General features: G+C 28.5%; 15 protein-coding genes and 1 tRNA gene. 2 read left to right on the top strand and 14 right to left on the bottom strand.

Annotation, left to right across the window (positions count from 1 at the left end; genetic code table 11):
• Positions 1 to 2: 2 nt before the first annotated feature.
• Genes glyA through AMN99_RS05190 form a run of 3 tightly spaced genes read right to left on the bottom strand, consistent with a single transcriptional unit; the run spans position 3 to position 2,382 of the window.
• Positions 3 to 1,310: a serine hydroxymethyltransferase gene (gene glyA, locus AMN99_RS05180; protein WP_075506747.1), complete on the bottom strand. Its 1,308-nt coding sequence runs from the start codon at positions 1,308 to 1,310 to the stop codon at positions 3 to 5.
• Between the two features lie 6 nt (positions 1,311 to 1,316).
• Complete coding sequence (gene rpiB, locus AMN99_RS05185) at positions 1,317 to 1,742, bottom strand: ribose 5-phosphate isomerase B (protein WP_075506748.1); 426 nt, start codon at positions 1,740 to 1,742, stop codon at positions 1,317 to 1,319.
• A gap of 1 nt (position 1,743) precedes the next feature.
• A complete protein-coding gene (locus AMN99_RS05190; RefSeq protein WP_075506749.1) occupies positions 1,744 to 2,382 on the bottom strand; it encodes an aspartyl/asparaginyl beta-hydroxylase domain-containing protein in 639 nt (212 codons plus the stop codon).
• A gap of 73 nt (positions 2,383 to 2,455) precedes the next feature.
• Here AMN99_RS05190 and hemB point away from each other — a divergent pair, with 73 nt between their 5' ends.
• Complete coding sequence (gene hemB / locus AMN99_RS05195) at positions 2,456 to 3,445, top strand: porphobilinogen synthase (protein ID WP_075506750.1); 990 nt, start codon at positions 2,456 to 2,458, stop codon at positions 3,443 to 3,445.
• Here hemB and recO read toward each other — a convergent pair whose 3' ends face one another.
• The 10 genes from recO to dapA are packed head-to-tail and all read right to left on the bottom strand — an operon-like array spanning position 3,446 to position 10,768.
• Positions 3,446 to 4,126 (bottom strand): DNA repair protein RecO, encoded by a 681-nt coding sequence (gene recO, locus AMN99_RS05200; RefSeq protein WP_075506751.1) that lies wholly within the window; start codon positions 4,124 to 4,126, stop codon positions 3,446 to 3,448.
• 1 nt (position 4,127) lies between these two features.
• A complete protein-coding gene (gene rnc, locus AMN99_RS05205) occupies positions 4,128 to 4,793 on the bottom strand; it encodes a ribonuclease III (RefSeq protein ID WP_075506752.1) in 666 nt (221 codons plus the stop codon).
• Positions 4,793 to 5,530: a signal peptidase I gene (gene lepB, locus AMN99_RS05210; RefSeq protein WP_075506753.1), complete on the bottom strand. Its 738-nt coding sequence runs from the start codon at positions 5,528 to 5,530 to the stop codon at positions 4,793 to 4,795. Before lepB ends, rnc begins: the two co-directional genes overlap by 1 nt.
• Entirely contained in the window at positions 5,530 to 5,913 is a 384-nt protein-coding gene (acpS, locus tag AMN99_RS05215; protein ID WP_075506754.1) for a holo-ACP synthase, read from the bottom strand. Before acpS ends, lepB begins: the two co-directional genes overlap by 1 nt.
• A complete protein-coding gene (locus AMN99_RS05220) occupies positions 5,913 to 6,632 on the bottom strand; it encodes a pyridoxine 5'-phosphate synthase (RefSeq protein ID WP_075506755.1) in 720 nt (239 codons plus the stop codon). Before AMN99_RS05220 ends, acpS begins: the two co-directional genes overlap by 1 nt.
• A complete protein-coding gene (gene pyrE / locus AMN99_RS05225) occupies positions 6,629 to 7,216 on the bottom strand; it encodes an orotate phosphoribosyltransferase (RefSeq protein ID WP_075506756.1) in 588 nt (195 codons plus the stop codon). The genes AMN99_RS05220 and pyrE overlap by 4 nt, the downstream gene beginning before the upstream one ends.
• Positions 7,173 to 8,918 (bottom strand): RelA/SpoT family protein, encoded by a 1,746-nt coding sequence (locus AMN99_RS05230; protein ID WP_075506757.1) that lies wholly within the window; start codon positions 8,916 to 8,918, stop codon positions 7,173 to 7,175. The genes pyrE and AMN99_RS05230 overlap by 44 nt, the downstream gene beginning before the upstream one ends.
• Before the next feature lie 20 nt (positions 8,919 to 8,938).
• The gene (gene folK, locus AMN99_RS05235; RefSeq protein ID WP_256998122.1) at positions 8,939 to 9,496 is read right to left on the bottom strand and encodes a 2-amino-4-hydroxy-6-hydroxymethyldihydropteridine diphosphokinase; all 558 of its coding nucleotides are present in this window, start codon (positions 9,494 to 9,496) and stop codon (positions 8,939 to 8,941) included.
• Positions 9,423 to 9,893 carry an SsrA-binding protein SmpB gene (gene smpB, locus AMN99_RS05240; protein WP_075506759.1) on the bottom strand — a complete coding sequence of 157 codons (471 nt, stop codon included), beginning with the start codon at positions 9,891 to 9,893 and terminating at the stop codon, positions 9,423 to 9,425. The genes folK and smpB overlap by 74 nt, the downstream gene beginning before the upstream one ends.
• Positions 9,893 to 10,768 carry a 4-hydroxy-tetrahydrodipicolinate synthase gene (gene dapA, locus AMN99_RS05245; RefSeq protein WP_075506760.1) on the bottom strand — a complete coding sequence of 292 codons (876 nt, stop codon included), beginning with the start codon at positions 10,766 to 10,768 and terminating at the stop codon, positions 9,893 to 9,895. The genes smpB and dapA overlap by 1 nt, the downstream gene beginning before the upstream one ends.
• 43 nt (positions 10,769 to 10,811) lie before the next feature.
• Between dapA and AMN99_RS05250 the strand changes: the two genes are divergently transcribed.
• Complete coding sequence (locus AMN99_RS05250; protein WP_075506761.1) at positions 10,812 to 12,998, top strand: lytic transglycosylase domain-containing protein; 2,187 nt, start codon at positions 10,812 to 10,814, stop codon at positions 12,996 to 12,998.
• Here the strand turns inward: AMN99_RS05250 and AMN99_RS05255 are convergent.
• A tRNA-Ser gene (locus AMN99_RS05255) sits at positions 12,999 to 13,090 on the bottom strand.
• Positions 13,091 to 13,145: the final 55 nt, after the last annotated feature.

Here is a 13,145-nt window from a genome sequence, read left to right on the forward strand (position 1 = left end):
ATTTATAAATTTTTATATATTGGAAATGACGAAGTTAGATTAATAACTTCATTTCTTACTTCGTTTTCAACTTTACTGTTATCATCAGGATTTTCAGATAAACCTTTAATAGTTTTTGTTATCAATTCACCTACAGTTTTAAATTCATTTAATCCAAATCCACGTGTAGTAGCAGCTTGAGTACCCAATCTAATTCCCGATGTAATCATTGGTTTCTCTGTATCAAAAGGTATTCCATTTTTATTACATGTTATGTTGGCTCTTGATAGACTTTCCGCTGCAAGATTTCCCTTAACATTAAAAGGTCTTAAATCAACAAGCATTAAATGAGTATCAGTTCCATCTGAATAAATTTTAAATCCATTGTTTTTTAAAGTTTCGGCTAAGATTTTTGCATTAGCTAAAACAGATTTTATATAATCTTGAAAATCTGGTTGAAGAGCTTCTAGAAAACCAGCAGCTTTAGCAGCAATAATATGCATCAAAGGTCCACCTTGATAACCAGGGAAAACAGCTGTGTTAAACTTTTTACCAAGCTCCTCGTCATTAGACAAAATTATTCCACCTCTTGCACTTCTAAAAACTTTATGTGTAGTTGAGGTTACAACATGAGCATAATCACATGGATTTGGATAACCTTTACCAGCCACAAGTCCTGAGAAATGTGCCATATCAACCATTAAATAGGCTCCTACTTTATCAGCTATTTCTCTAAATCTTTTAAAATCTATTACTCGAGAATAAGCACTGCCGCCTGCTATTATTAATTTAGGCTTGTGTTCTAAAGCAAGTCTTTCAACATTATCATAATCAATAAGCTCAGACTCTTTATCAACGTCATAACCTATAGCGTTAAACCATTTACCTGACATAGATATTTTCAATCCGTGTGTTATGTGTCCACCTGAATTTAAACTCATTCCCATAAATGTATCTCCAGGATTTAATAAAGCTAAAAATACAGCTCCATTTGCTTGAGCTCCAGAGTGCGGTTGTGCATTTGCATATTTACAATTAAATAATTTTTTTAATCTCTCAATTGCAAGACTTTCTGCAACATCTACATGTTCGCAACCATTATAGTATCTTTTTCCTGGATATCCTTCGGCATACTTATTAGTTAAAACTGATCCTTGAGCTTCAAGAACTGCTTGTGAAACTATATTTTCTGATGCAATTAATTCTATATGTTGTTGTTGTCTTAAGAGTTCGTCTTTTATAGCTTTATATAATTCAGGGTCCTTGCTAGACAAACCATCTTCAAAGAAACTCTTATAACTATCGTTTAAATAACTTTTTTCACTAGACATAATCAATTATATTTTTTTTACTCTTTTTAAGTGTCTCCCACCTTCAAACTTTGTATTTAAAAAAATGCTAATAAATTTTAATGCATTTTTTTTAGTTAATAATCTAGAACCCAATGTAATGATATTTGCATCATTATGCAATCTAGATAATTTAGTCGATTTTTCATTAAAGCATTGAGCGGCTCTAACATTTTTATGTTTATTTGCCGCAATATTCATTCCAGTTCCTGATCCACATACCAAAATACCAATATTTTTTTTTGATGAATTTACTTTTCTTGCAACTTTATGTGCGTAATCTGGGTAATCAACGCTATTCTCATTTGAGGGACCAAAATCTTGGAAATTAATTTTTTTCTTTTCTAAATAAATTTTAATTGCTTCTTTAAGTTTAAAACCAGCGTGGTCTGATGAAATAAATATCTTTTTCAAACTAATTGAATTTATAATCTAGCACACAAGCAACAAGGTGGACTCTATTTTCTTCACCACCATTAAATGCATTATGATATTTTGTGTTATTAGTCACCCACACAGAACCATCTGCTGGCATATGTTTTGCAACATTATCTATGACCATTAAGCATCCAGGATTAGTTACAATCGGAATGTGCAATCTTGGTTCTGGATCTCTATGCCAACTTAAAGTTGATCTTGGTTCTTTTAGCAAAATTCTTACTCTACCCAATTTGTATTTGCTTGATAAAACATCATAAACTTCTTTAAAATAAGTGTTCTCATAATCTTTTATAAATTCAGAATAAGCTGCTTCATCAATTTCAACATCTCTAGAAACCTCTTGTCCAGTTTTATCAGGTTTAGTCCAGTAAACACCTCTAGCTTTATTGCCTTTGATTGAGTCAGGATCACCAGGAATTTGAGTTAATGAAATTGCTCCAAAGTGTGTTATTCCAGCATCTTCGAATTTTTTTGTCTTAATAATTTGGTTATAGGCCTCTTGAAGTTTGTTTATATCAAATTTCAAGTTTTGTTTTTGAAAATCGCTAAAATCTAAAACTCTTTCTTCTTTTTTTAGGTTTAGGTTTACAACTTTTGTGTTATCAATGTTCATAAAAATGGTTTTGTACTTAATTTAAGAGTTATTTGTATAATACATTTGTCGCATTAATAAAGTAAATTTAAACATGATTGTAGGAAAATATCCAAGCCTAAGATTAAGAAGAAACAGAAAATCTTCTTGGACTAGAAAACTAATACAGGAAAATACCCTAAGTCCTAATGATTTTATTCTTCCAATTTTTCTTATTGATGGAGTAAATAAAAAACAACATATAAAATCAATGCCTGGCGTCTACAGGTATTCAGTGGATAGAATCGGTCAAATTATTGATAAAGCGATAAGCAAAGGAATTCCGATGGTTGCCCTTTTCCCAAACACAAAAAAGTCATTAAAAAATGAACTAGGATCAGAAGCGCTCAATGAAAATAATCTTGTTTGTAGAGCATCAAGAATGATTAAAAAAAAATACAAAAATCAAATTGGAATTATGTGTGATGTTGCATTAGATCCTTATACCTCTCATGGACATGACGGATTAATCAAATCTAATAAAATTTTAAATGATGAAACAATTCAAGTTTTAATAAACCAATCTTTACTTCAAGCTGAAATGGGTTGTGATGTTTTAGCTCCATCAGATATGATGGATGGAAGGATTAGTAAAATTAGAAAAGCAATAGATCAAAACAATTTCCAAGACGTTCAGATTTTATCTTATGCAGCAAAATATGCATCCAGCTTTTATGGTCCCTTTAGAGATGCTGTGGGATCAAAAAGTTCATTAAAGGGTGATAAAAAAACATATCAAATGGATTTTAGAAATTCTGATGAAGCATTAAGAGAAGTTGCTTTGGATATAAAAGAAGGAGCTGATATGGTTATGGTTAAACCAGGAATGCCATATTTGGATATAATTAAATCAATTAAAGAAAAATTCAAAATCCCAGTTTTTGCATATCAAGTATCTGGTGAGTACAGTCTAATAGAAAATGCTATTAATAAAAACCTTGTAAATAAAGATGCAGTGTATGAAAGTTTAGTGTCTTTTAAAAGAGCTGGTGCAAATGCGATTGTGAGTTATTACGCTGATCGAATTGACAAAATAATAAAGTAATCACCTTAAAGTATTTAGAAATAACAATCTATTGTTTGGAAAATTAATATTATTTGGTTTTAAAATTGTTTTATCTAGATAATCATTAACTAACTTCAAACCTTTTAGTAAAATTTTAATATCTTCAACCTCTTTATCTTTTTCAATAAGAAAGTTTGGAACATATTTTTTTTCATTTGATGATGAAACATAGTAAACAGTTTCGTTATTTTCAGTATCTTTTTCTACTAAGTTTTCTAATTCTAAATCATAACCTAATATTTTGAGTAATTCTAATTCCCAAAAAATATATTTTTTTAACCAATTTTTATCTTGTAAAATTAAAAAAAAATTCTGAATTATGAAAAAAACTTTTTCATTTGATTGTGCGTCTGCTGTTAAAATTTTAATCAAATTCATTGCAGAAGTTAAGCATGATAATTTTTGTCTATCATCAAAATACAAAGGGCTGTAAGCATTTAAAATTTCAACTTTAAAATAGCCAATCCTATTCTCATTTTTTGAATTATAATTAACATGCAACTTATTTCCTATTTGCAGATAATTTTTAATTTTTTTTGATGTTCCACCAAATATGATGCCTGATACTTTACCTTTTTCTTTGGTGAAAATTTCTACAATTAAGGAGTTTTCGTTATATCTATTTTTACTTATCAAAAAACCTTCATCAGACCAATTCATATTATTTATTGAAAGTATTTAAACACTCTGTAGCTGCACTTTGCTCGGCATTTTTTTTGGAATTGCCAATGCCAATAAAGTATTTTGTATTGGGTAATTTGACTCCTACTTTAAATACAGGTTTGTGTCTTGGACCAGTATTTGAGATTAATTTATATTTAGGAAGACTTTTAAATTTTTTTAATGTTTGTTCTTGTAACTTGGTTTTGGCATCAATTTCGGTAACAACACTATCGCTAATTTTTGCTTCCCACTGCTTTAAAATAAATTTTTCAACAATATTAAAGCCTTTATCGAGATAAATTGCTCCTATTAAAGCTTCACAACTATCTGCAATAATTTTATCTTCAATTTTTATTTTTTTATTTCTTGGATTAAAAGTTTTAATATATTTTTCTAAATTAATTGATTTTGCAATTTCAAGACAAGATTTTTTATTAACAAGTGAAGCAAATTTCTTATCAAGTATTCCCTCTTTTTCATTTGGATAAATTTCTAATAATTTTTTAGCCATGACCAGTCCTAGTACACGATCACCTAAAAATTCAATTTTCTCATTATTTTTAGAGGAATTAAAACTTTTATGAGTAAGAGATTGGTATAATAAATTTTTGTTTTTAAAAACTATATTTATTTTTTTTTCTAGTTCTTGATGCTTTATTTTCATTAATTAATTACATTAAAGGTTCTTTTAAATCTTATAGATTTATGCCATTTCCAAAATTCAATAAAACTTCCTATTTTTTTATCAGATGAAAAAAAAATAAATTGAGCCTTACCAACCAGGTTATCTTTATGAACATAACCAACACTTGAAAGAAATCTGCTATCCTTAGAACAATCTCTATTATCACCCAAAAAGAAATAATGATCATCTGGAACTGTAAAAACATCTGAATTTTGATATGTATAATTTTTTAAATAAACTGTATGAAATTTTTTACCGTTAGGTAATTTTTCCTCAAACTTTAAGACATCTATTGTTGTGTCACCACAATAAATTTTTGTTTTAAGTGGGATTTTAGATTTAAGTATTTCGCTACTATTTAAATATAGATTGGCGTCAATAAACTGGATTTTATCTCCTGGCAGCCCAATTAAACGTTTTATATAATCTGTTCTATTGTCAGCTGGTGTTTTAAATACAATTACATCCCCTCTTTCAGGACTTTTAAACATTATTCTTTTACTAAGTATTGGTGGACTAAAAGGGAAAGAATGTTTGCTATACCCATATGAATATTTTGTAACAAATAATCTATCACCTACAAGTAATGTGGGTTCCATCGAAGAAGAAGGTATATAAAAAGGTTGCACTAAAAGTGATCTAATTATTACTGCAATTATCAAAGCATAAAATAAAGTTTTTATATTTTCTGAAAAAAATTTTTTATCAAGTTTCATTATGATTGAATAATAGCAAATGCTGTTGAATATTTTTTTTCATCCGAAATGGATAGAAAACAATTATATTTTTTAATTTTAAATTTATTTTGGATCATTTTGGTGATTTTTTTGTTTGTAACATAATTTGGTTTACCCATTTTATCGTTAACTACTTCTATATCTTTAAAGTTCAATTTCATTCTAAATCCGGTACCCAAAGCTTTGGCAAATGCTTCTTTTGCTGCAAATCTTTTTGAAAAAAAAGCCACTTTATTCTTTATTAAGTTTGATTGTCTTTGCTCTCTCACACTATAAACTCGATTAATAAAAGATTTATTTTTTATAGCTTCTTTAATTCTTTTATTTTCAATTATATCAACTCCAACACCTAAAATTTTCATTAATTTTTAATAATTTTATTAAAATCTTTAATTACTCTGGGTAGACCATAAAATATCGACTCTCCAATAATAAAATGTCCTATATTGAATTCCTCGATTTCTTTAATTTTTGTTAAAATTTTAGTAGTCTTGTAATCTAAACCATGACCTGCATGTACTTCTATATCTAGCTTAGATGCAAGTTTTGAGCTTTTTTTAATTCTATTTAATTCGCTTGAAAAATTTTTATGCGATTTAACATAATTAGCTAGTTTTCCAGTGTGGATTTCAACACAATCCACATTTAATTTTTTTGAAAGTTTAATATCATTTAAGTTGGGGTTGATAAATAAACTAGTTCTAATATTTGACTTTTTAAATTTAAAAATTATTTCTTTTAATTTTTTATAATTATCTTTTAGATTTAAACCACCTTCTGTGGTTATTTCTTTTCTGTTTTCTGGAACAATACAAATGTAATTTGGTTTATATCTTAAAGCTTTTTTAATTATTTCACTATTCATTGAAACTTCAAGATTCACTAACACTTTATTCAAAGCACAAATCTCTTTAGTATCTAAATCATTTATGTGCCTTCTATCTTCTCTCAAATGAATAGTTACAGAGTCTGCACCCAATTTTATAACTTTTTTTGCTGCAAATACTGGATTAGGATGTTTTTCACCACGTGCATTACGCAGTGTTGCAATATGATCTATATTTACACCTAATCTTTTCACTTAATAAATCTACTTCCTGGAGTAGTAATGGGAATTGATTTTAGAGATTTAGGTATATTTTTAAGGTTATAGCTAGGGACATCTATTTTTAAATGAGAAACAATTTTATTTTTTATTTTCAGAGATTTTTTTGTTGATCTGTCAATTATAGAAGCAAATCCAACAAGTCTTGCATTTGATTTTTTTATAAGTTTTACGCATTCCAAACTAGATTTACCTGTCGTAATCACATCTTCTATAATTAAAACTCTTGCTCCCTTTTTTATACTAAAACCTCTTCTGAGAGTAAATTTTCCATTCACTCTTTCGCAAAAAATTGTTTCTTTTTTTAAAATTTTACCAATTTCATAGCCTATTATTACACCACCCATAGCAGGAGCGAGTATTAAATCTATTTTTTTAAAATTTTTTTTAATTTTATTTGCTAGTGATTTGCAAATTTTTTCAGCTAAATAAGGAAAGCTTAAAAGTTTAGCACATTGAATATACTTTGGAGAGTGTAGTCCTGAGGATAAAACAAAATGTCCTTCTAATAACGCATCAGTCTTTTTTAAAATATTTAAGGATTTTTTGAGTGAAAGCATTTCTTTTTTCTTCGTGTCTAATTATCTTAAATTTTATACCTTTTTGCTTTAGCTCTGCAATAAAATTTGTAAAATTCTTAAGATTTCTGATTATTAATCTAAATTTAAAATTAATATAGTTTGGATTTTTACCCGCCATCTCTAAATTAGAAATGTTAAGTTTATGACTTCCAATTAAAGAACTTATATCACCAAGTTGACCGGGTTTATCAGGTAATGAAATCCAAAGTGTAGTGTTATATTTTTTTGTTTTTTCCTCTTTTTGTTCACCTTTGTCATGCCAATATCTTCTAATAGCAGCTCTTGCTTTACCTGTTTTGGTGGTAGGTATCCAATGCAGAGATGGTGAACTATTTTTAGATGTGAGAATGTTAACCCTATCACCATTTCTTAATATTGTTTGTAATTCACAGTTATTTCCATTTACTTCACAACCAATTGCGGAATTACCAATTTTAGTGTGAACAGCATAAGCAAAATCAATTGCTGTTGCATCTTTTGGCAATTTAATTACAGATCCTTTTGGTGTGAAGCAAAAGACATTTTCCTGAAACATTTGAAGCTTTGTATATTCATAAGAGTCCTCAGGATTTTCATTTTTTTCAATAATCTCCACTAAATCTTTTAACCAATCATACTCTTTCCAACTTAATGAATTAAATTTTTCAGAAGATTTATATTGCCAATGCGATGCGACACCTCTTTGTGCAAAGTCATGCATTTCTTTAGTTCTAATTTGAATCTCTATAGGCTTTTTATTTGAACCAATAACTGAAGTATGAATTGACTTATATCCATTTATTTTGGGCGAAGAGATGTAATCTTTAAATTTACCAGGAATACAGTTCCATTTCTTATGAAATATACCAAGAGTTTTATAACAGTCATCAATAGTATCTAGTATAATTCTAAAGCCAATGATGTCTGTTATCTGTTCTAATGAAACTCTTTTTTTTTGAACTTTTCTCCATATTGAAAATGGAGTTTTTTCTCTTCCAAAAATTTCAGCATTAATTTCGTGATCATTCAATATTTCACTGAGTTCATATGATTGTTCTTCAAAAATATCTTTTCTATCTAATTTTATTTCATCAAGTCTTTTTTTTATTAATTTTCTCGCATCGTAATTTAAAATTTCAAACGATAAATCTTCAAGCTCATCACGTATTCTGTGCATACCCATTCTGTCTGCCAATGGAGCATAAATTTCCATTGTTTCTTGAGCAATCCTTTGTCTTTTTTCCACTTTAGTAATTGCTTTAATCGTTCTCATGTTGTGCAATCTGTCTGCAATTTTTACTAATAAAACTCTAATATCTTTTGATGTTGCTAAAATTAATTTTCTAAAGTTTTCTACTTTAGAATTTGATCCAGCTGTATTTTCAAAAACAGATATTTTAGTGACACCATCTACTAAGTCAGCAACCTCATCACCAAATTCAGCTTTTATTGTTTCATAAGTTGCAAAGGTATCTTCAATAGTGTCATGCAATAACCCAGTGGCAATTGTAGCACTGTCTAATTTTAACTCTGTTAAAATATTTGCAACTTCAATTGGATGTACTGAGTAAGGATCACCGGAAGCTCTTTTTTGACTCTTATGGGCCTTTACAGCAAAATTATAAGCTTTATCTAATTTTTCAGGATTTAAAAATTTATTATAATTTTTAACTTTATTAATTAGTTCATTAGAATTTAGCATAACCCTATTATAACATTAATTTAAATTTGTTTAATAGACCTAATGTCTGCTTGAGAGAGTGAAGAAATCAAGCTTTTAAGATCTTTTTTAATAATTGGATGATGCCATTCTTTTTGAATTTCAAAAAAAGGGATGAGTACAAAATTTCTTTTATGCATAAGTTTATGAGGCAAAGTTAATTTGTTTTTTACTTTTAAAATCTTTTTATTAAAATCAATAATGTCAATATCACAAATACGTGGATCATTTTTTTTACCTTTTTTTCTTCCTAATAAAATTTCAATTTTCTTACATATTTTAAGGAGACTTTCAGGATCAAAACAAAACTTTGCCTTGATAACTACATTTAAAAATTCAGGTTTTTTGGGGTCCGGCCAAGAAGGTGTTTCATAAAAACTTGAGATAGATAAAAAATCTAGATTATTTTCGCTTAAATGAGATTTTGCAATTTCTATATTTTTTTTTCTATCACCCAAATTAGAGCCAATACCTAAGTAAACAATTTTAGCTTGATTTTCTGATATATCTTGCCTTTTCACGGTTCCAGTCTCTGCTCTTTTTTGTTGCTCTTTTATCATATTGTTTCTTTCCTTTAGCAACTGCTAATTCAATTTTGGCCTTTCCTTTTTTAAAATACATTTTTGTTGGAACAATAGTAAAGCCATCTCTTTGCATTTTTCCAATCAATTTGTTTATTTCTCTTTTATTTAGTAACAACTTTCTTTCATCGGTTGGGTTATGATTGGAATAACTTGCTTGTTTGTAAGGTGAAATATGAGAATTAATTAAAATTATTTCTCCATTTTTTTCAACTGCATAAGAGTCTGCTATATTAACTTTTCCATCTCTTACTGATTTAATTTCAGAACCTTTAAGAACAATTCCTGCTTCTAAAATATCCTCAAAAAAATAATTAAAACTAGCTTTCCTATTTAAACAAATTATTTTTAAACCAGAATTGGTTTTTTTGTTCATTAAATCAATTTTGCTGACTGAAGAGACTTTTTAACAATTTCCTTAGTTTGTTCGGTAACTTTTACCAGAGGTAATCTAACATCATCTTCGCATAGATTTAATAATTTAGCAGCATATTTTACTGGACTAGGATTACTTTCAACAAACATTGAATGATGAATTGGCTGTAAAATTTTATCTAATTTTTCAGCTTCACCAATATCATTTTCAGATTTAGAAAATTTTTGAAAATCTGAACAAAGTTTTGGTGCTATGTTTGCTGTTACACTTATTGCACCTACTCCACCTCTTTTATTAAATTCTAGCGCATTGTCATCATTACCAGTCAATTGAACAAATTCTTTACCCATTTTTGATAACTGTTGATCAACCCTATCCAAATCTCCAGTGGCATCTTTTACACCAACTATATTTTTTAACTCGAACAGTCTTGCCATTGTATCAACATTCATATCAATAACTGATCTACCTGGTATATTGTAAATTATTATTGGTATCCCGCATTTGTCATTTATAGCTTTATAATGCTGGTACAAACCTTCTTGAGTAGGTTTATTATAATAAGGTGTTACGATTAGAGCACCATTTGCACCTGCCTTTTCAGCGTGTGAAGTTAAAGAAATAGCTTCCTCAGTAGAATTTGAACCTGTTCCAGCTATAACTGGAATTTTTCCATTACTTTCTTTTATGCAGAGATCAATTACTTTTTGATGTTCATCATGACTTAATGTTGGGGATTCTCCTGTTGTACCAGCAGGTACAAGCCCACTAGTTCCATTTTCAATATGAAAATGTATTAATTTAATATACGCCTCCTCATCTAAGAGATTGTTTTTAAACGGCGTAATTAAAGCAACATTTGATCCTTTGAACATAAATACTTATAACATAGTTTAAAGATTCATATACCAAAAGATTATGATTAAAAAATTATTATTTTTAATAATAACTTCCTTGATTAGCTTTAATTTCAGTGGTGCACAGATTGTACCTTTAAAAAAACCATCGCTATCCTCTGAGGAATTAAATAAAAAAATAATATTAAACACAATCAAACCTCTAAAAAAACCTTCAAAAGTTAAAGTTGAGAAAAAGGTAGCTAAAAAAGAAACCAAACTTAGTATTCTTTTACCTAAAAAAAAACCAGTTATTAGAGGATTAATTAATTCAGAAACAGTAAAAATTTCTAAATTTTATAATAAAAAAGATTTTGGGATTGCAAAAAAAGCTATTGGCGAAATGCAAAAAGGCCAGTGGAAATCTGCAATTAAAATCTCAAAAAAAGCTAAAGATAGATCTATATATAATTTTATAAAATGGAGACATTTATTAACTACAGGTAATCAAGAGTCATTTTTTGATTACCAAGTCTTTATCGAAGAAAATTCAGATTATCCAAGAATAGATAGATTGAGATATTTGGCTGAACATAAACTTTCGACGGAAAAAGTTTCTCCAAAAAAAATAATCAATTGGTTTTCAAAAAATGAACCTTTAAGTGGATATGGTAAAATGATTTTAGGTGAAAGTCATATTTTATCAGGAGACAAAGCAAAAGGTATTGCTCTAATTAAAAATGGATGGATTTCTGCAGATTTATCAAAAAGTGAGTTAAGGTTTTTCAGAAAAAAATATAAAAAATATCTTGATGCAAATGACTATATTAAGAGAGCTGATCATCTTGCATGGAATAGTGATCATTGGGATTTAAAAAGACTAATCAGATATTTACCTAAAGACTATGAATTGCTCTATACAGCAAGACATATTTTAATGACCAAGGGATACGGTGTAGATCAAGCAATCAAAAATGTTCCAAATAAATTTAAAAACGATGCTGGATTAAACTATGATCGTTTAAAGTGGAGAAGAAAAAAAGGACGACTGGAGTCTTCTACTGAAATTTTGCTCAAGATAAGAAATGATAAAGATTATTTAGTTAGACCTGACAAATGGTGGAAAGAAAGAGAAATCATTTCTCGAAAATTAATTTATAAAAAACAATATGAACTAGCTTATAAAATTAGTAGCAATCACGGAATGTCTGAAGGATCTGAATTTGCTGAAGCAGAATGGATGAGTGGTTGGATAGCGCTAAGTTTTTTAAATGATCCACTTCTTGCTAAAGATCATTTTAAAAACTTTTTTGATAATGTTAATTATCCAATAAGTGTTTCTAGGGGCGCATATTGGTTAGGTAGATCATATGAAAAACTAAAAGATAAAGATCGATCGGAAAAATGGTATAAAGAGGCTACAAAATATTTAACTACATATTACGGACAACTAGCATTTTTAAAAATTAATCCTAATGGAAAATTTGAACTTGATAAAACAATGTTGGTTGAAGATGAATATAGAAAAGCTTTTTTTAATAAAGAATTAGTAAAAATCACACATCTTTTGCATGAATTAGATAAAGACAAGTATACAAAATTTATCTTAAGACATCTTGCTAATGATAACGTTTCTGAAGGCAGTGAACTTTTAGCTGCTGAACTTGCTACAAGTATCAGTAGATATGATTTTGCAATACAAGTATCAAAAATTGCCTCTTATCAAAAAAGATTTCATAACAAATACAATTATCCATTAATAAGCACACCTAAATACATTAATGGAAGAAAGATTCCTGAAAGCGCATTAATTTTATCAATTATAAGACAAGAGAGTGAATTTGATTTAAAAGCAAATAGTCATGCGGGTGCAAAAGGATTAATGCAATTAATGCCTTACACAGCAAAATTAGTTGCTAAACAAGCAAAGCTTCCTTATGCAAAATCTCGATTAACAACCGACCCAGAGTACAATATAAATTTAGGGTCTCATTATATTGCTGGTTTAATTCAGCAATATGATGGTGCTTATCCATTTGCAATAGCTGCGTACAATGCTGGTCCAAATAGAGTTAAATATTGGAAAAAATTAAATAAGGATCCACAAAAAAAACAAATAAATTATGTTGATTGGGTTGAGCTAATTAAATTTAGAGAAACTAGAAACTATGTTCAGCGTGTATTGGAAAATTATAATGTTTACAGATATGTACTGGAACAAAATCCAATAGTAATGAAAGATTTTTTTAAAGATCAGCCTTTATATTAGTGGCGGAGAGAGAGGGATTCGAACCCTCGGTACAAGTTTCCTCGCACGGTCATTTAGCAAACGACTGGTTTCAGCCTCTCACCCATCTCTCCGTATGACATTGTGTAATAAGTGATTTTATTGAAAATTCAATATTTATAAAGTAAT

It is taken from the genome of Candidatus Pelagibacter communis (genome assembly GCF_001180225.1).
GTDB lineage: Bacteria > Pseudomonadota > Alphaproteobacteria > Pelagibacterales > Pelagibacteraceae > Pelagibacter > Pelagibacter ubique_D.